We start from the raw sequence: 18107 nt of genomic DNA, 5'->3' as shown, positions 1-18107 counted from the left end.
CTAAATCAGGGTGAATTCCTGTTCCACGGCTTGCTCCACCGTGAAGTACTCCTCGCCCAGCGCTTCCGCTACGGCCTGGCAGGTGATTCTGCCGTTGGCGACATTGACGCCGCATTTCAGGCCGGCATTGTCTTCAATCGCCTGGAACACGCCTTTGCCGGCGATTTCAAGCGCATACGGAACGGTTACGTTCGTAAGGGCGATGGTCGACGTCTTGGCGACGGCACCCGGCATATTGGCTACGGAATAATGCAGCACGCCGTGTTTTTCGAACACCGGATGATCATGGGTCGTTACCCGGTCGATCGTCTCCACGATGCCGCCCTGGTCGATCGCCACGTCAACGATGACGGAGCCCGGCTTCATGGCCTTGACCATTTCTTCGGTCACCAGCTTCGGCGCTTTCGCACCCGGGATGAGCACGGCACCGATCAGCAGATCAGCCTCGGCAACCGCTTTGGCGATATTGTACGGGTTCGAGATTAGCGTGCTGATCTGCGCTCCAAAGATGTCGTCCAGCTGGCGCAGTCTGTCCGCGCTGAGGTCGACGATCGTCACTTCCGCGCCAAGGCCGATGGCCATCTTCGCCGCGTTCGTGCCGACAACCCCGCCGCCGATGATGCTGACCTTGCCTCTGCTTACACCCGGTACGCCGGAGAGCAGGATCCCTTGGCCTCCGTAGTTCTTTTGCAGGAATTGCGCGCCGAGCTGCACGGCCATCCGTCCGGCCACTTCGCTCATCGGCGTCAGCAGCGGCAGCGTCCGGCCCGAAACAACCGTTTCGTATCCGATGGCAAACACGCCCTTGTCTTTCAGCGCGGCAGCAAGTGCCGGTTCAGGTGCCAGATGCAGGTACGTAAAGAGGATCAGGCCGGGACGGAAGTACCCGTATTCGCTGGGCAGCGGTTCTTTGACCTTCATGATCATTTCGGCGGCGGCCCATACCTCGGCGACCTCCTCGATCAGTTCGGCGCCGGCGGCGGCGTACTCTTCGTTCGGAAAACCGCTGCCGAGACCGGCTCCGGCTTGTACGAGCACTTTATGTCCTTCGGCGACAAAGCTGACCACGCCTGCGGGGGTAATCGCTACCCGGTTTTCGCTGTTTTTGATCTCCTTCGGTACTCCGATAATCATTGTTCATCGCTCCTGTCTTTTGTCGTTCTTTATGTGAAGAATCATAACACAACCTTTAAAGGCTCATTTTGGTAAAAACTAAAAAATTTATCTGCCATGATTGTGTTTTTACACAATGGGCGCACGGAAACAGGGCAGTCCGCGTGGTGTTAAATCCCGATATATAGGCATGTGTACCGCTTTCAGACCTAAGCGCAAAAAAGGACACCGTAAGCGGTGTCCCGGTTTCGTTCGGATTAGCGATTGCTGCCATCCCGAAAAACGCTGAAAATTTAGTGTGAAGTATCCTAACGTATATTACCCGTTCAAAATCGACAACACCGTCTCCAGCACGACGTTGACGCCTTTTTCACAGTCTTCATAGTAGGTAAGCTCCTCTTCGCAATGACTTTTGCCGTTCACGCTCGGGACAAAGATCATCGCCGACGGCAGGAAACCGGCGACAAACTGGGCATCATGCCCGGCGCCGCTGGCTATTTTTCTTGCGGAATAGCCCAGTGCCTGCGCCGCCTGCTCCACCTTGGCGCAGACCTGCGGATCGAACCAGACCGTATCGCGGCCCCACAGCTTGGTGCGCCCCACCGTACAAGAGAGCACTTCTTCCGGCAGCCCGAGGATGATCTCCTCCACCGCCCGCACCTGGTCCATGTCTTTGTGTCTGGCTTCCACGGTAAAGATCACTTTGTTCGGAATGACGGTATGGATATTCGGCAGCACATTCAGCCGTCCCATCGTATATACCAGCTCCAGGTCGAGTGCCCCCAGCTTGCCGCGCAGCTCAGCAATGATCTCCGTCGCGGCAAACAGCGCGTCTTTGCGCATGTCCATCGGCGTCGTACCGGCATGGTCCGATTCGCCCGTCACTTCAATCTCGTAACAGGCCATGCCGACGACGCAGTCAACGAGGCCGATCGAGATGTTTTCTTTTTCCAGCACGGGCCCCTGTTCGATGTGCAGCTCCAGGTAAGCGGTCGCCTCCTTGATCCGGTTGCTTTCGTCGCCGGCAAAACCGCTCGCAGCCAGCGCTTCGGCAAAGGTCGTACCTTCGGGATCTTTCTTCTGCAGCATCACGGCTTTATCGAACTTGCCGGACAGCACGCCGGACGCCATCATCGACGGCTCGAACCGCGCGCCTTCCTCATTGGTGAAATTCATGACCGTCACCGGCAGCCGCGGCTTGATGCCATGGTCCACCAGCGTCCGCACGACCTCCAGACCCGCAAGGACGCCAAGCACGCCGTCGAACCGGCCGCCCCTCTTCACCGTATCCAGATGCGAGCCGATAACGACCGGCGGCCCTGCCTGGGCGCCTGGAAGCGTGGCATACATGTTGCCCATGTCATCCGCCGTCACGCTCATGCCAAGTTCTTCGCAGCAGGCGGCAAAATAGTTCCGTACCTGCACATCCTGCTCCGACAAGGAGAGCCGGGTCACCCCATTCCGCTCCGTCCGTCCGAAGTCGGCAAACGCCTCAATCGTGTCCTTCAACCTTCCGCCGTTCACGAATACCTGCTGCAGCTGCATGGTTTGTCCCTCCGCTTCGTTCTCATGGAATATTAGTTATCTATATATGTTACTGCAAACTTTTTGATTTTCATTTGACACACTGTAAAATGTTTGTAGCTAAACCTCTACATCCGAACCTTCGAAAGGGGCATGAACGATGAACACGATTCTGAGAAGCAAAGAGACCGAAGTACAGATCAACCCGCTGGGCGCGGAGCTGGTCAGTTTTATCACCAAAGGACAGGAATACATGTGGAGCGGGGACGCCGCATTCTGGACGGGCCGCTCGCCTGTGCTGTTTCCGATCGTCGGCGCGGCGCGGAACGGGCAGATCAAGGTGGATGGCACTGCCTATACCATCGGCAACCACGGCTTCGCCCGGCGTTGCCTGTTCACCTTGCTGGAAGCGGATGACACCCGGGCAGCCTTCCGGCTGACCGATAATGAAACGACGCACGCCAGCTATCCGTTCTCTTTTTCCCTGGATCTGATCTACACGCTGGACGGACAGTCGCTGAAGATCGAGTATGTGGTCCGCAACACCGGCGACCGCGAAATGCCGTTTCAACTCGGCACGCATCCGGCGTTCCTGTGCCCGCTGCACGGCGAAGGCAGCCTGCCGGACTACTTCCTTGAGTTTGACCGGCCGGAGCAGCTGGAGCGCCTGTTCCTGAACGAATCCGGCCTCATCATCGAAGGCAAGGCAGAGCCGCTTGCCCTGGTCGATGGACGCCTGCCTTTGAACCATGAAATGTTCTACGGGGATGCCCTCGTCTTCCGTGATATCGCTTCCCGGCGCATCACGCTGCGTGGAGGCAGCTCCGCTTCCCGCGTGGCCGTCTCCTTCGAGAACTTTCCGGACCTTGGCATCTGGCAGCGCAAGGATGCGCCGTTCCTGTGCATCGAGCCTTGGCACGGCATCGCCGACGACGAGCATTTTACCGGAGAACTGGGCGAAAAAACGAATGCGGTCACGCTTGCTCCAGGGGGGCAATTTACAGCGTCCTTAACGATTGATGCAGGCGAATAACCTGTGGAACAAGTAAACTAAAGTAGTATATACAAGCTTTCTTAGCCAATAGTAAGCTTAACTTAGCTTATATTCCCATGTGAAATTACAGAGAGATGTACGGGACATTGGATAAGGGAGGAGAGTATATGCTAAGTTTGTCCGTGGCCATTTGCACCCGCAACCGGATCGCCGATTTGACGCGTTGCATCCGCTCCATCGCCACTCAAAACATCGGCCAAACGCAACCGGTTGAGGTCATTATCATAGACGACGGTGAAATCCCCCAAGCTACACTCCATCAATTCGAAACTTTACTCGCTGCCCGAGGTTATCCCCTGGTCTATTTCAAGAAAAATGACCGGGGGCTCTGGCTGTCGAGGATCAAAGCCGTGGAGCTGTCCGCCATGGACATCATCCTGTTTCTCGATGACGATGTCGAGATCCCCGACCATTATTTATCCACGCTGCTCCAAACCTACCTCGATCACCCGAACTGCGCCGGCGTCGGCGGAGTCGCCATCGGAATGCGCAACAGCTTCTTCGGTACCCTTCGCTGCCTGTTATCCTTTCAGCAATCCTTATCGAGCGGCAAGCTCTCGTTAAGCGGCCAGGCCGGCTCCATGTACAACTGGCATAAAGCACGGCGGATCTTCCGCACGGAATTCCAGCACGGCTGCAATATGTCGTTCAAAACTTCAGCGATCCGGGGGCTTCAGCCGATTCCCTGGCTGACCAGCTACAGCGTCGGCGAGGATATTATGCTGTCCCGCATTGCCCAGCGTTCCGGCCCGCTGTACATCAATCCGGAGCTCAAGCTGCTGCATCATGAATCCCCGGCTTCGCGGGACAATCTGGAGGTTGTCGCCTATACCCGGGTGATGAATCACGTGTATTTGCTGAAAGACAAACGCTCCGGCCCGGGCGGCTATCTGGCGCTGGTCTGGACGACGCTCTATCTGATTCTGCGGGAGCAGCCCAAGAAAAATTTCGCCGCGATCAATGGATATAAGCGGGGACTAAAGGAGATTTTCTCCCGGCGGATTGCCGATTAAATGCCTAATCTCAGGAAAGGGGGAGGAGGGGCCACATGACCGTAAGCATTGTCGTTCCCATGTATAATCTGGAATCTTACATTACTACGCTGCTGGAATCGCTCCTCGCCCAAAGCGATAAGCGTTTTGAGCTGGTACTCGTCAACGACGGGTCCACCGACCGGACGGCGGAGGTAGCGGCGGCATTCCTCTCGCAGCATCCCGTGCTGCGCTCCAAGCTGATCACCAGAGCCAACGGCGGCGTCAGCGCCGCGCGCAATGCCGGCCTGGCGGAGGCTGAGGGCGATTATGTGATGTTCCTGGACGGCGACGATTATGCCGACCGCCTGCTCGTGCAGCGCATCGAGGAACAGACCCGGGACGGGCAGCCGGACGCCCTCTGCTGGGGGTACGATCTCGTCCGCGAGGATAAATCGCCCATTGCCAGTTTCGTGTCGGAGCCTGCCGACATTACCGGCGGGGAAGCGCTGCAGCGGATCTTCGTCAAGCGGAGCCTGCGGGTGTGGACGGGCAGCATTGCCTTCCGCCGGCAATTCCTGCTCGAGCACGGCATCCGGTACACCGAGCGCTGCGCAAGCGGCGAGGATCAGGAGTTGATCTACAAAGCGTTGACCCGGGCGCAGCGCGTTGTCGTGCTTCCCGATGTGCTGACGTTTTATGTGCAGCGCAAATCCTCCATCACGGGAAGCTATAATGTCCAGAAATTCGATGTCGTCGATGCCTTCAAACGGGTGGACGGCTACTTTAAAGCCCATCCCTTCCGGGAGGCCGATGCCATATCGGAGCTCTTACTCGGCCGGGAGCTGACCGAAAATTATTTCTACAATTTACGGACCTGCCTGACCGGCACTGCCCGCGTGAACATATGGCAGCTTCTGCGCGATATCGACAGCTGTTATCCCGCGCTGAACAGTGAGCTGCAGAGCGTAATGCGGCGTTATCCGGGCGATGACCGCCAGCTGGCGCTGCAAATCCGGGCGTTCCGGATTTCGCCCAAGCTGTACCAGTGGCTGGTGGCGGCGGACGGGAAATGGTCGGGCTTCAAACACCGCATCAAAACGGCGATCTTCAGAAAGGAAATCAATGTATGAACAAGCTACTGATCCGCGCATATACCGAATTTAATCTGGGGGATGACCTGTTTATCAAGGTGCTCTGCGAACGTTATCCGGATAAAAGGTTCATTCTGATTGCCCCCGGCGAATACAAGCGAGTCTTCGGCGACCTGCCCAACCTCAAAATTTATGCTTCCGACGCGCTGTGGTTCCGGGGCGTCAACTTTGTCTTCAAGCGGCTGAAGCTGCACAAGCAATTCATGCAGCAGCTGATCGGCAATCTCTGCGGCGGCACGGTACATATCGGCGGCTCGATCTTCATGCAGGGCGAACATTGGCGGGAGTACACAGCCGAGATGGAAGACCTGCGCAACAAAAGCAAGCCGTATTACGTGCTCGGCGCGAACTTCGGCCCGTACACGGACGAAGCGTATTACGACACCTACCGGCGCCTCTTCGCCGAATACACCGACATCTGCTTCCGCGAGCAAGCTTCCTATGAGCTGTTTCAGACGCTCGGCAACGTCCGGCTGGCGCCGGATATTATTTTTCAAATGAAGGTTCCGCCCGCACGGGGACCCGAAACGGCGCGTAAAACGGCGGCAATCTCCGTCATCCGCCCTTCCTCCAAGGCATTGGCCGGCTTTGACGACCTCTATTATGAAAAAATGAAAGAGATTGCAGTTTATTTCATCCGCCAAGGGTATGCCGTGCAGCTGCTCTCCTTCTGCCGCCATGAAGGCGACGAAGAAGCCGCCGAAGCGATCCAGACGCTTGTTCCGGCAGACCTGCAGCGCGAGATCGGCATTGTCCGCTACCGGACCCGGATGGATGAGATGCTCGCCACACTCGCCGCCGCCGATTGCGTGGTTGCTTCCCGCTTTCACGCCATGATCCTCGGCTGGGTACTCGGCAAGCCGGTATTCCCGGTCGCCTACAGCAAAAAGATGGTCAACGTGATGGATGACGCCGGCTTCCACGGCGGGTATGCCGATTTCTCCCGCCTGGCCGCGCTGCAGCCGGAAGAGGTCTACGCCGCGATGGCGGCCGAACCGCTGGACGTTTCGGCACTGGCCCGGCAGGCGGAGAATCACTTTGCGCGGCTCGACGACGAACTGTCGGCCCAGCCGTTGCCGGAAGGGAGAAGAAGCTATGAAAGCTAAACGGAGCATGCTTAACCTCGGCTTCGGTTTGACGAGCCAGGTCATCACGATTATTCTCGGCTTTTTCATCCCGCGCCTTATTATGGTCAACTACGGCTCCGAGGCCAACGGCCTCATCGCCTCCATCGTGCAGATCATCAGCTATTTCGCCTTGCTCGAAGCGGGCATCGGAGCGGCATCGCTGCAGGCGCTGTACAAACCATGCGCTTCCGCAGACCGCGCCGGCATCAGCTCCATTCTTGCCGCCAGCAACAGCTACTACAGAAAAACCGGGATCTATTATTTTATCTCGGTGGTGCTGCTCGCCATTGTATATCCGCTGCTGATTCATTCCGAAATCGATAAGCTGAGCATCGCGGTCATCATTTTATTTTCCGGCATGGGCGGAGCGATCAATTACTATTACCAGGGCAAGTTCCGCGTGCTGCTGATCGCCGAGGGCAAAAGCTATATCGAGACGTCCATTGTCACGATCGCCAACATTCTGAACAATGTCGTGCGGATCACCCTGCTGCTGCAGGGGGTCGATATCATCGCGGTGCAGGCGTCCTTTTTCGTGCTGACCGTTCTGCAGATCGTGGCCTTCTACGTCTACATGAAGCGGAATTACCAGTGGATCGACCCCGCCGCCGCACCCGACTTCGCTGCCATCGGGCAAAAGAATTCAGTGCTTGTCCATGAAATCTCTTATCTGGTATTCCGCAACACCGATGTGTTGATTTTGACGATTTTTACGAATCTGAAGATTGTAAGCATCTACGTCATGTACAACATGATTTTTACGATTGTCGACAATATCGTCCAGACCATCAACGGCAGCGTCAAATCGGCCCTCGGGCAGAGCTATCATGGCAGCAAAAAGGAATTCGTCAAATTTTACGATGCCTACGAAGTCTATTTCATGAGCCTGATCTTTGCCATCCTGACCGCCGTCTATCTGCTGATTCTGCCGTTCATGCGGCTCTATACGGAAGGCGTCAACGACGTGAACTACATCGACTTCTGGCTGCCGGTGCTCTTCGTTGCAATCAAGCTGCTGACCAATGCCCGCACCACCTCCAACAATCTGATTACGATTGCCGGCCATTTCCGGAGCACGCAGTTCCGCTCCATTTTGGAATCGGCCATTAATATCGGCGCTTCGGTCGTATTCGTCATCTATTTCGGCATTTACGGCGTGCTGATGGGCACGATCTGCGCCCTGCTGTACCGCTCGATTGATATTGTCGTCTATGCCAGCAAAATGCTGCTGCAGCGAAGCCCGTGGGTGACGTTCCGGCGCTGGCTGGCCAATGTCGCCGTATTTGCCGCCACCGTGTTTATCAGCCGCCGGATGGAGCTGCATATCGATTCGTATGCCGGCATTATTCTGTGGGGCATCGTGTTTGGCGCCGTGCTGCTGCCGCTCTACGTGCTGGTCGGCTCCTTGCTGGAACGCGAAGCCTTTGCGACGGCCCTGGAATATGCCCGGCGCGGCGCCGCGAAGATGCGGCGGAAAGTATCGGCGGAGCAGGCGTAATCCTGCAATCCGCCCAGCATCCATGAACAGGGAGGAACGGAACATGAACCCAAGCGAAACCTTGCAAGCTTCCGGAAGGCAGGCGCTAAAGCGCCTGCGGGAATTGCTGGAGCAGGCAACGCCGGAGAATCGGGACCGCGCGAAGCTCCTCGCCGCGTTCCGGCAGCATACCGAGCGCGAGCCGGCGGCTGCGGCGCGGGAGATTCTCGGCACGCTGGCGCAGACGGTCGACGCTTATCTGCGCGGCGGCGCCTCTTCCGACGCGCTGCAGTATTATCTCGCCGCCCAATTCGGCATCGCCGGCCCGGAGCTTGGCGATCTGCCGGAGCGGCTGGACCCGTTGCGCGACCCCCAGCTTGCACCGGAAATTCAGGCTTACACCGAACGGGAACCGGCCAAAGAGCTGCCCAAAATCAGCGTGATTATCACGACCTATAACCGCAAGGACTATTTGCGCCAGGCCGTCGAAAGCATTCTGCGGCAGGATTATCCGCATTTCGAAATCGTCGTCATCGACGACTGCTCGAGCGACGGAACATGCGAGATGGTCGAGCGACATTTCAGCGGCGAGCCCCGCGTCATTTATATGCGCAATCGGCAGAACCGCGGTCCCGGCCATAACCGGCGGCAGGCGCTGGCCGCCCATGGCGACGGGGAGCTGATTCTTTTCCTCGATGATGACGACTATTTGATCGACAGCGGTTATTTCACCCGGGCGGCGTTGTTCCATTTGCAGCATCCGGACATCTCGTTTGTGGCGGCCAATGTGTTCCTGGAATATACCGCGGGCGGACGGTTTGCCGTCTCCAGCCTTCAGCTCGACCGCATTACGCCGCAGCGCAATTACTTCAGGCATTTCGAACAACCGGGTTATCCGAAGCCAGCTTCGACGCTGACCGCCGTCTTCAAACGCGAAGCGCTGATGAAGATGGATATTCTGAACATGAAGATGGTCAATGACGCTTCCATCTATTTGCGGGCGCTGCTAATCGGCGATGCCGGATTTATCGACACCTTGGCCGGCGTCTACCGGATTCACGGCAATAACATCACCTTCCATCTCAGCCAGTCGTTCCTGATCGAGAACCTCGAGGAGAAGCGGCTGATCCGGGACATGGCGGCAGATCGACTGGGTTTTGGCCGCGCGGAGCTGAACGAATGGTTCGCCCATAATGTGTACGATACCGTTTCGTATTACCTGCTTAATTCGGCCAAGAACCACAGCGACTATAAAGCGATGTACGACTGGACCCGGCTGCACTGCCCGGACGCCTACCACCGGCTGAAACGCAGCTTCCGCACAAGACTGATGAAAAAGCAGCTGCTGCGCGTGTCCTTCGTCCGGGCTTTGCTCGGACGGTGATTCCTTACGACTCGCCCCTGAGTCCGGCCTTCACGGCGGTTCGCAATCCTTCCCCGGCGGCGTATGCCTCCGGGGCTTGTCAGGAATGACAGCGTTTTTATGCAGATCGTACGAAATTGTTGAAATGACTTTATTCCTCGCGGGTTGTCTGCTAAGATAAGGACAGCAATAAAAATGTACGTGCGTACATTACTCGAGGAGGAACCCGAAATGAGCAAAGCTTCAAAGCGCAACGAACCGCTGGTGACCCATATTTATACTGCCGACCCTTCGGCCCATGTGTTTGACGGCAAAATCTATATCTATCCTTCCCATGATCTCGATCACGAAAAAGTCTCCAACGACAACGGCGACCAATACGATATGGAGGATTACCACATTCTGTCCATGGACGGCATTACGGCGGAGTGCGTGGACAACGGCGAAGCGCTGCATGTCAAGGACGTGCCTTGGGCAACCTCACAAATGTGGGCCCCGGATGCCGCCTTCAAAAACAATACCTACTACCTTTATTTCCCGGCTCGCGATAAAGACGGCATCTTCCGCATCGGCGTCGCCACTTCGGCTAATCCGGCCGGACCGTTCGAGGCTCAGCCGGATTATATCCCGGGCAGCTACAGCATCGACCCGGCCGTACTGGTGGACGAAGACGGCCGCGCCTACATGTATTTCGGCGGCCTTTGGGGCGGGCAGCTTGAGAAATGGCAGACCGGCGCCTTTAATCCGGACGGCGAAGGCCCGGCGGCGGATGCTCCGGCGATCGGTCCGCGCGTAGCCGAACTGAACGAGGACATGCTGACCTTCAAGGCGGCTCCGCAGGAAATCTCCATCGTCGACGCTGACGGTAAGCCGTTGACGGCAGGCGACGAAAACCGCCGGTATTTCGAAGGCCCGTGGATGCACAAATATAACGGCAAATATTATCTGTCCTACTCCACCGGCTCCACGCATCAGATCGTGTATGCCATCGGGGACAGCCCGGTTGGGCCGTTCACTTTCCAGGGCACGATCCTGACGCCGGTCATCGGCTGGACCACGCATCATTCCATCGTCGAAGTCGAAGGGCAATGGTACCTGTTCTACCATGACAGCTCCTTGTCCGGCGGCGCAGACAACAAGCGCAGCGTCAAATACACCGAGCTGCACTACAATGCAGACGGCACGATCCGCACGATCGATCCTTACAACAATTAAGCCGGATTTCCGGCAGCTTTTAGGCGTTTTCGCCCTAATAGATCACCGGAGATCTCTTACCCGATAGACAATAAAAAGACGGAGCGCCGATGCGCTTCGCCTTTTTTTGTCCAAAATCGATATATTTTGCAAACTTTCCGTGAGAGATGGGCTTTCCGGGATGAAATCGCTTGTCCGCTATGCTACAATATTGGAATTGTAAAGGCAACAGCTTAGGGAGGTTTATGAACAACCATGCTCATTATTGGGATCGCCGGCGGCACCGGCTCCGGCAAAACGACAGTCGCCCGCTCCGTCATCGACCGTCTGGGAACGGACAAAGTTACGTTCATTTCTCAAGACAACTATTATAAAGACCACTCGCACCTCGACATGGAGGCGCGTGCCGAAATCAATTACGACCATCCGCTCGCGTTCGACAACGACCTGCTGATCGAACACCTGAGCCTGCTGAAGACGGGTAAACCCGCTTCGGCTCCGGTATACGATTTTACCGTGCACGCCCGCTCCACAAGCCATACCATAGAGCTGCAGCCTAATAATATCGTGATTATCGAAGGCCTTCACGTGCTGTCCGACGAAAAACTGCGCGAACAGCTGAACATCAAAGTGTTCGTCGACACCGACCCGGATGTGCGCATCATGCGCCGGGTGCTGCGCGACATCGAGGAACGCGGCCGGACCATCCGCTCCATCAACACCCAGTATTTAACCACCGTCAAACCGATGCATGAAGCATTCATCGAGCCGTCGAAGAAATACGCCGACCTGATCATCCCCGAAGGGGGCCAGAACGAAGTCGGCATCGAGCTGCTGTCCGTGCTGACCGCCAAATATTTGTCGGGCGACCAGCAGTGGAACAGCGCCGGACGAAACTGATATTCTCCAAAAAAGCGACTCCTAGGAGTCGCTTTTTATATATTTTCCGTTCCATTTTTCCAAGTTCAAGGATTTACTTAGGCCTTTGCCAACAATCCGCTTAGGATGCCGAACGCCTCTTGGAGCTTGTCTTTGCCGATTGCGCCGTAACGGTCGCCGATGTTTAGCTCGAATTTGCAGGCATCCGCGCCGGTCTCCCGCAGGCCGCCGGTTAATCCGACGCCGGTCTCTTCGCACAAGCGGATCAGCAGCGGCTCCACGCGGTCCTTCGCCATGGCAAAATGCACATGAAACATATTCGATACCGGCTCCGCAGGCAGCGTCGATACCGCCGGCAGAGCGTTAAATAACGGTGCCAGCTCTTTCGCTTCGGCATAATACTGCGCCATCTTGCCTATCCGCTGTTTGTAATAATACGCCGAAGTCACAATATACGGATACAGGCTAATTAGATCCCCGCCGTGCCGCCGTTTCCAAATCTTCGATTCTTCTGTAAAGTCCGGGTCTCCGGCAAGCACGGCTCCGGCGATAGCGCCGATGCCTTTATAGAAGGAGATATATACGCTGTCAAAAAGCGCGCATACTTCGGCCGCCGTCTTTCCGTAATAAGGCAGCACTTCGAATAGCCGCGCCCCCTCCAGATGCAGCTTGATCCCCTGCTCGCGGCAGTAGGCGGAGATCGCTTCAAGCTCGGCGTAATCCGGCAATTGCCCGCCGATCTCCCGCTGCGGCAGCTCCAGCAGCAGGCAGGCGATATCGCTGCCCATCCCCTTTACATCCTCCAGCGTAATCAGGTTATGCTCGTCGCAGAGCAAAACCGGCTCCAAATGATGCAGCTCCTTCAACCCGTCCTGCTCATGGATTTCCAGATGGCACAGCGGATGATAGGCTACCTTCCGGCTTCCTTGACGGTCGCTCCAGATGCGCAGCGCAATCTGCTGGGCCATGGTGCCGCTCGGAAAAAAGACCGCCGCTTCCTTCCCTAATACTTCAGCCATCTCCGCCTGGAATTGTTCAATGACCCCGCCGGCACCGTACATATCGGACGCCGCTTGATCCTCCGTCTCCGCAAACGCCGCCTTAAGCACGCCGAAATCGCGGTCTCCATGGCCCGGCAGCTTAAACGGAGCCGCCTGGAAAGCTTCAGCCAGTGTTTTTTGCTCGTTCATCAAATAACCCTCCTCCAGAAATAGAGCCGGATCTACCCCCGGCCCGCAATGGTTGCATTATATCATTTTATGCCGATAAAAAATAAAGCTGGATTTTTGGGAGACCATCCTTTATGATGGTCGCGGATAGAGCTTTAAAGTTAAAGCGGTTAAACTTTTAGGTCGCACCGTCCGCAATTATTCAATTAAATCCAGTAGGATTCACTTCGCTCACGCAATAGAGTTAAACCGCTTAAACTTCAGGAGGAGGAAGAACCCTGTCGAAGATCAATATTCACGACGTCGCCAAGAAATCCGGCTTATCGGTCGTAACCGTCTCACGGGTGCTGAACGGCGCAGCTTCGGTCCGGGAAAGCAACCGGCAGAAGGTGCTGGCCGCGATGAAGGCGCTGGATTACCATCCCAGCGCAGCGGCACGCAGCCTGGCCAGCGGTCGCACCGGCGTCATCGGCCTGATCGTCAGCACGCTGAACGACTCGTTTTTTGACGAGGTGGTCAAGGAAGTAACCGGACTGCTGGCGATGCACGGCTATTATCTTGCCATTTCCGTAACGCCGGAGACCGATACGGACAACGACCACTATCTGATCCGCGAAGACCGGGTCGATGGCATGATCCTGCTCTCCCCGCTGGCCGAGGACCGCTACGTGCCGGAAATGAAGCGCCGCGGCATTCCCTACGTGCTGATCGACAACCAGGAAGCGGAGAATGACGTCCACGCGGTGAACGTGGACAATTTCAAAGGCGGCTATCTCGCCGGCCGCCATCTGATCGCGCAAGGCTGCCGCTCCATCGCGCATCTTTGCGGAAGCGAAAGCTTCCGCAGCACGCGGGAGCGGCGGGCCGGCTTCCTCCGCGCGCTGGAGGAAGCCGGGATGTCGCCGTTCGAGGTCGCGAGCGGCGACTACGACATCGCCGCCGGCTACGCGGCGGGGCGGCGCTGGCTGTCCGGCGGCCGGCTGCCGGACGCCGTGTTTGCCGGCGACGACCATCTCGCCCTGGGGCTGATCAACGCCCTGAGGGAAAGCGGCGTTGCCGTGCCGGGCGAGGTATTGGTCATCGGGTACGATGACCAGTACCTCGCCTCCCGGCTCCGCCCGCATTTGTCCACCCTGCGCCAGCCGGCGGACCAAATCGGGCGCGCCGCCGCCGAGCTGCTGCTGAAGCGGATCGGCGGCAAGCAAGTGCGCGGCTCCGGCGTTGTTATTGAGCCGGAGCTGATCATGCGCGAATCCACCACGAAGGAGTGAACGCGATGGCTTATGTGCTGGGCCTCGACGGAGGCGGCAGCAAAACCTATGCCCTCGTAGCCGATGAACACGGCAACGTGCTCGGCAAGGGGCGGAGCGGCAACGGCAATCATCAGCTCGGCGCCGGGCAGGCGGCCCGGAGCATCCGCGAAGCGGCGTTTGGCGCACTGGCACAGGCAGGCATCGGTCTGGCGGATGTCCGGCATACGTTTTTCGGCCTCGCCGGCGCGGACCGCAAGGCCGACTATGATATCCTGCACGGTATCATCGGCAGCCTCGGCTTCAAGGACTACACCGTGGCCGCCGATACGATTATCGGCCTGCGGGCGGGCACAGACCGCCCTTACGGCGTCGCGCTGATCTGCGGCACGGGCACGAACGCTGCAGGCATTAACCCTGCCGGCCGGCATTATCAATGCGGCGGCTTCGATTATATGTACGGCGATTTCGGCGGCGGCGGGGCGCTGAACATCGAGGTGTTCCGCACCGTCATCCGCGCCTGGGACGGTCGCGAGGCGCCGACGCTCCTGACCGGGCCGCTGCTCGCGCTGCTCGGCTATTCCTCGGTCGAGGATATGTGGAACGATTTCCTCGACCATGGCAAGCAGGTGCCGCTGGAAGCCGCGCGCCTGCTCTTTCCGGCCGCCGCCGAAGGCGACCCGGCGGCGCTTGAGATCCTCCGCCGCCAGGGGTCCGAGCTGGGCCGCTCGGCGGCGGCGGTCATCCGCAGGCTGGGGATGGGGCACGACCGTTTCGATGTCGTGCTCGCCGGCAGCCTGCTGACCCGGGGCGACCGCGGCTGGATCCGCGGTCCGATTGAAGCGGCCGTGCGGGAAGCTGCCCCGCAGGCCGCCGTTGTGACGCTGACCGCAGAGCCGGTCATCGGCGCCGTGTGGGCCGCCATGGAAGCCGGCGGCGGAAGCGTCGCACCCGAGGCTGCGGAGCGGATGCGCGCCTACCGCGATTTTGAGACCATTCCCATTTGGAGACAGGAGTGACTTAAGAATATGACAGCAACCGAAGGCTTAAAAATCGCCGTGATCGGCGGAGGCTCCTCTTATACGCCCGAGCTGGTGGAGGGCTTTATCAACCATTATGATGCGCTGCCGGTACGGGAGCTTTGGCTGGTAGATATCGATGCAGGCGCGCGCAAACTCAACATCGTCGGCAATCTGGCTAAACGCATGGTGGAGCGCTCGGGACTGCCGATTACCGTGCACCTTACGACCGACCGCCGGCAGGCCATATCCGGCGCCGACTTCGTCAGCACCCAGATCCGCGTCGGTCAACTTGACGCCAGAGCGCGCGACGAAGCGATTCCGCCGAAATACGGCGTCATCGGCCAGGAGACGACCGGCCCGGGCGGCATGCTGAAGGCGCTGCGCACGATCCCGGTCATCCTGGACATCTGCCGCGATATCGAAGAGCTGGCCCCGAACGCCTGGCTGTTGAACTTCACTAACCCGGCCGGCATGGTGACCGAAGCGGTGCTGCGGTATTCCAAGGTCAAGACCGCCGGGCTGTGCAACGCTCCGATCGGCCTGATCAAACAGGTGTCCGGCAAATACGGCGTCCCCCCGGAGCAGGTCTACGCCGAGTTCGTCGGCCTCAACCACCTGCATTGGGTCAGCCGGGTCGAAGTCGGCGGCGAAGACAAGCTGGAGGAGCTGCTTGCGGATACTTCAGGCTACAGCGCAGCCAATGTTCCGGCCCGGGAATGGAATCCGGTCTTTCTCCGTTCCTTGCGGGCACTGCCTTCCTACTATTTGAAATATTTCTATATGACCGACGCCATGCTGGAGGAGCAGCTGGAATCGCTCGGTTGCGGCGAGAACCGCGCCGAGGTCGTCAAACGCGTGGAGGAACAGCTGTTCACCCTGTACAGCGATCCGGAGCTGAAGGAGAAGCCGAAGCAGCTGGAACAGCGCGGCGGCGCTTTTTATTCCGAGGCCGCGGTCAATCTGATGGTCTCGCTGCATAACGGAAGAAACGATATCCAGACCTTGAACGTGGCGAACCGCGGGATCATCGACTTTTTGCCGGATGACGCCAGCATTGAGGTCAATTGCGTCGTCACCAAGACCGGACCGCTGCCGCTGCCGATTACAACGTTCCCGCCGATGGCCAAGGGCCTGATTCACGCCGTCAAAACCTACGAACGGCTGGCCATCGACGCCGCCGTTACCGGCGACCGCGACCTGGCCCTGCAGGCGCTGGTCCATCATCCGCTCGTTCCTTCCGTGCAGACGGCGATGAATCTGCTGGAGGAAATGCTGGAGGCGAACAAGGCGTTGCTGCCGAAGTTTTTTGCGCCCGGAGAGGACGCTCCCGCCGTCCGGAATTAACCCCGCCAAAGATTGCCGCATGCAGACCCTGTTCTGCGTGCCGGCAATCTTTTTCAATATGCGGGAATCCTTTAATAATCCTCCAACCCGGTGCTTATGGCGCCAATAATGGAAAGCGAAAGATCCAGCGCCTTATCGCGCTCGCCGCTCTTCAAGTAATGGTCCAGCAGTTTGCGCTCATAACGCTCAATCTGGTAAGTATCTCCATGGCTGCGGAAATGGGGCAATGCCTCTTCTTCAATATATCGGTAATACGTTTGCCATTCCTCCTTCAGCGACAGGACCAGCAGGTTGAAATTAATGGTCCGGTTGTCCTTTCGCTCCAATGCCAGTGTCAGCCCCTGATAGGTTAAGGCCAGCAGTTCGGAGACAGGCAACCGCTTTGCGCCAGCACAGGAGGTAATATAGCAATCCAGCGCCGTCAGGTAGAACGGGTGATTCGAATCGGACACCAGCTCCATCACCTGGCGGAACAGTCCGGCTGCCGCGTCGTACAGCCCCCGGCGCATATGCTCGTAGGCCAGATTATGAAGCAATTTATATTTACGGTCCATTGAACCGCAGAGTTCGCAAGCTTTGATCAAGTTCTCATACGATTGCTTGGCAATCGCAAAATAATGTGGCTCATTGACGCTGAGCTGAATCAGCAGCAGGCTTTCGGTATCGATAATCCGAACCAGATTCAGCGTCTTCCGGAAATATTGCAGTGCTTTTTCCCCATAATAATAGGCAATGATATTGGAATGGATCGAATGGTAGGCGAGTGCCAAATGATAGTAAAACTCCTGTTCGGTATACTCCGACTCGTCGATGTCTGTCAGAACGCCGATACAGTCCAGAAATTTGCCCGACAAAAAATAATAAATCCCCTGAAGATGCTTGAAATAATTCCGCACATACGTCGAAGCGTATTCTTCCTTCTGAAACTCGCGAATCAGCCGCTGAGCCGGCTTCAAGTCACTATTGTAGAGATGGTAGCGGATCAGCAGCAGCGGATACGGGATTTTGTAATCAGGCAAATCCTTAAGGGGCTCCTGCTCGATCTGCGCTTTCAGCGTCTCCGCTTCCTTTGACCGCTGCATCACCATCGCATTATGCCATTCATTCAATTGGCGTTGGGTCTCGTGGAACCGTTCTACCTCTGTGGCCATTTCGATATGGAGGCGCTCACACAACAAGTCGATGATTTCCGGAGAATATTCGGTGATCCCCCGTTCTATTTTGCTTAAATGAGTAACGGAACAGATCCCCTGGCCAAGCTCCCGTTGGGTTAATTGCTGCTTCTCCCGGTAGTGCTTGATAATTTTGCCCTCAGTCATTCTCCAGTCCTCATTTCCGTGAAAATACAGCCGTAAGCCTTTCTCCATTATACAACGCTCAGAAAATGAGCCAATAGTCAGTTAATAGAAAAAGCCGGGCAATTACCGCATTTTCAGCGGTAATTATTCCCGGCTCTTCCCTTAATC

At 57.3% G+C, this 18107-nt stretch carries 15 protein-coding genes; 11 read left to right on the top strand and 4 right to left on the bottom strand.

Annotated elements, in window-relative coordinates; all coding sequences use genetic code 11:
* A complete protein-coding gene (ald, locus tag BMW84_RS19810; RefSeq protein WP_091071361.1) occupies positions 1-1134 on the bottom strand; it encodes an alanine dehydrogenase in 1134 nt (377 codons plus the stop codon).
* A gap of 297 nt (positions 1135-1431) precedes the next feature.
* Positions 1432-2658, bottom strand: a complete 1227-nt coding sequence (locus tag BMW84_RS19805) for a Zn-dependent hydrolase (protein ID WP_091071359.1) — start codon at positions 2656-2658, stop codon at positions 1432-1434.
* Positions 2659-2797: 139 nt separating this feature from the next.
* Here BMW84_RS19805 and BMW84_RS19800 point away from each other — a divergent pair, with 139 nt between their 5' ends.
* From BMW84_RS19800 to udk, 8 genes are all read left to right on the top strand, one after another.
* A complete protein-coding gene (locus BMW84_RS19800) occupies positions 2798-3670 on the top strand; it encodes an aldose 1-epimerase family protein (protein ID WP_091071358.1) in 873 nt (290 codons plus the stop codon).
* Positions 3671-3798: 128 nt separating this feature from the next.
* Positions 3799-4704, top strand: a complete 906-nt coding sequence (locus BMW84_RS19795) for a glycosyltransferase family A protein (RefSeq protein WP_091071356.1) — start codon at positions 3799-3801, stop codon at positions 4702-4704.
* A 35-nt stretch (positions 4705-4739) separates the two neighbouring features.
* On the top strand, positions 4740-5795 hold the full coding sequence (locus tag BMW84_RS19790) for a glycosyltransferase family 2 protein (protein WP_091071355.1): 1056 nt from the start codon (positions 4740-4742) through the stop codon (positions 5793-5795).
* Positions 5792-6922 (top strand): polysaccharide pyruvyl transferase family protein, encoded by a 1131-nt coding sequence (locus BMW84_RS19785; protein ID WP_175498922.1) that lies wholly within the window; start codon positions 5792-5794, stop codon positions 6920-6922. The genes BMW84_RS19790 and BMW84_RS19785 overlap by 4 nt, the downstream gene beginning before the upstream one ends.
* Positions 6912-8441, top strand: a complete 1530-nt coding sequence (locus BMW84_RS19780) for a lipopolysaccharide biosynthesis protein (RefSeq protein ID WP_091071352.1) — start codon at positions 6912-6914, stop codon at positions 8439-8441. The genes BMW84_RS19785 and BMW84_RS19780 overlap by 11 nt, the downstream gene beginning before the upstream one ends.
* A gap of 43 nt (positions 8442-8484) precedes the next feature.
* Positions 8485-9804: a glycosyltransferase family 2 protein gene (locus BMW84_RS19775; protein ID WP_175498920.1), complete on the top strand. Its 1320-nt coding sequence runs from the start codon at positions 8485-8487 to the stop codon at positions 9802-9804.
* 210 nt (positions 9805-10014) lie between these two features.
* Positions 10015-10998 carry a glycoside hydrolase family 43 protein gene (locus BMW84_RS19770; protein ID WP_091071348.1) on the top strand — a complete coding sequence of 328 codons (984 nt, stop codon included), beginning with the start codon at positions 10015-10017 and terminating at the stop codon, positions 10996-10998.
* A gap of 234 nt (positions 10999-11232) precedes the next feature.
* Positions 11233-11877 (top strand): uridine kinase, encoded by a 645-nt coding sequence (gene udk, locus BMW84_RS19765; RefSeq protein WP_091071347.1) that lies wholly within the window; start codon positions 11233-11235, stop codon positions 11875-11877.
* A gap of 77 nt (positions 11878-11954) precedes the next feature.
* On the opposite strand, the gene BMW84_RS19760 is transcribed toward udk, so the two are convergent.
* The gene (locus BMW84_RS19760) at positions 11955-13046 is read right to left on the bottom strand and encodes a threonine aldolase family protein (protein WP_091071345.1); all 1092 of its coding nucleotides are present in this window, start codon (positions 13044-13046) and stop codon (positions 11955-11957) included.
* Positions 13047-13303: 257 nt separating this feature from the next.
* Here BMW84_RS19760 and BMW84_RS19755 point away from each other — a divergent pair, with 257 nt between their 5' ends.
* From BMW84_RS19755 to BMW84_RS19745, 3 genes are read left to right on the top strand one after another with little or no spacing between them, the layout of a single operon-like run.
* The gene (locus BMW84_RS19755) at positions 13304-14296 is read left to right on the top strand and encodes a LacI family DNA-binding transcriptional regulator (protein ID WP_091071344.1); all 993 of its coding nucleotides are present in this window, start codon (positions 13304-13306) and stop codon (positions 14294-14296) included.
* Between the two features lie 5 nt (positions 14297-14301).
* Positions 14302-15294: an N-acetylglucosamine kinase gene (locus BMW84_RS19750; protein WP_091071342.1), complete on the top strand. Its 993-nt coding sequence runs from the start codon at positions 14302-14304 to the stop codon at positions 15292-15294.
* Positions 15295-15303: 9 nt separating this feature from the next.
* On the top strand, positions 15304-16641 hold the full coding sequence (locus tag BMW84_RS19745; RefSeq protein ID WP_091071341.1) for a 6-phospho-beta-glucosidase: 1338 nt from the start codon (positions 15304-15306) through the stop codon (positions 16639-16641).
* A gap of 71 nt (positions 16642-16712) precedes the next feature.
* On the opposite strand, the gene BMW84_RS19740 is transcribed toward BMW84_RS19745, so the two are convergent.
* Entirely contained in the window at positions 16713-17960 is a 1248-nt protein-coding gene (locus BMW84_RS19740; protein WP_175498918.1) for a helix-turn-helix domain-containing protein, read from the bottom strand.
* Between the last annotated feature and the right edge of the window lie 147 nt (positions 17961-18107).

Source organism: Paenibacillus sp. NFR01, assembly GCF_900111565.1.
Classification (GTDB): Bacteria; Bacillota; Bacilli; order Paenibacillales; family Paenibacillaceae; genus Paenibacillus_AQ.
This window is presented reverse-complemented; position numbering and strand designations above follow the sequence as displayed.

Bases quoted from the DNA above. Each gene is read 5' to 3' on its own strand.
- BMW84_RS19760 (WP_091071345.1), bottom strand. From the start codon at position 13,046: ATGAACGAGCAAAAAACACTGGCTGAAGCTTTCCAGGCGGCTCCGTTT.
- BMW84_RS19790 (WP_091071355.1), top strand. From the start codon at position 4,740: ATGACCGTAAGCATTGTCGTTCCCATGTATAATCTGGAATCTTACATT.
- BMW84_RS19745 (WP_091071341.1), top strand. From the start codon at position 15,304: ATGACAGCAACCGAAGGCTTAAAAATCGCCGTGATCGGCGGAGGCTCC.
- ald (WP_091071361.1), bottom strand. From the start codon at position 1,134: ATGATTATCGGAGTACCGAAGGAGATCAAAAACAGCGAAAACCGGGTA.
- BMW84_RS19795 (WP_091071356.1), top strand. From the start codon at position 3,799: ATGCTAAGTTTGTCCGTGGCCATTTGCACCCGCAACCGGATCGCCGAT.
- BMW84_RS19780 (WP_091071352.1), top strand. From the start codon at position 6,912: ATGAAAGCTAAACGGAGCATGCTTAACCTCGGCTTCGGTTTGACGAGC.
- BMW84_RS19785 (WP_175498922.1), top strand. From the start codon at position 5,792: ATGAACAAGCTACTGATCCGCGCATATACCGAATTTAATCTGGGGGAT.
- BMW84_RS19740 (WP_175498918.1), bottom strand. From the start codon at position 17,960: ATGACTGAGGGCAAAATTATCAAGCACTACCGGGAGAAGCAGCAATTA.
- BMW84_RS19800 (WP_091071358.1), top strand. From the start codon at position 2,798: ATGAACACGATTCTGAGAAGCAAAGAGACCGAAGTACAGATCAACCCG.
- BMW84_RS19775 (WP_175498920.1), top strand. From the start codon at position 8,485: ATGAACCCAAGCGAAACCTTGCAAGCTTCCGGAAGGCAGGCGCTAAAG.
- udk (WP_091071347.1), top strand. From the start codon at position 11,233: ATGCTCATTATTGGGATCGCCGGCGGCACCGGCTCCGGCAAAACGACA.
- BMW84_RS19770 (WP_091071348.1), top strand. From the start codon at position 10,015: ATGAGCAAAGCTTCAAAGCGCAACGAACCGCTGGTGACCCATATTTAT.
- BMW84_RS19750 (WP_091071342.1), top strand. From the start codon at position 14,302: ATGGCTTATGTGCTGGGCCTCGACGGAGGCGGCAGCAAAACCTATGCC.
- BMW84_RS19805 (WP_091071359.1), bottom strand. From the start codon at position 2,658: ATGCAGCTGCAGCAGGTATTCGTGAACGGCGGAAGGTTGAAGGACACG.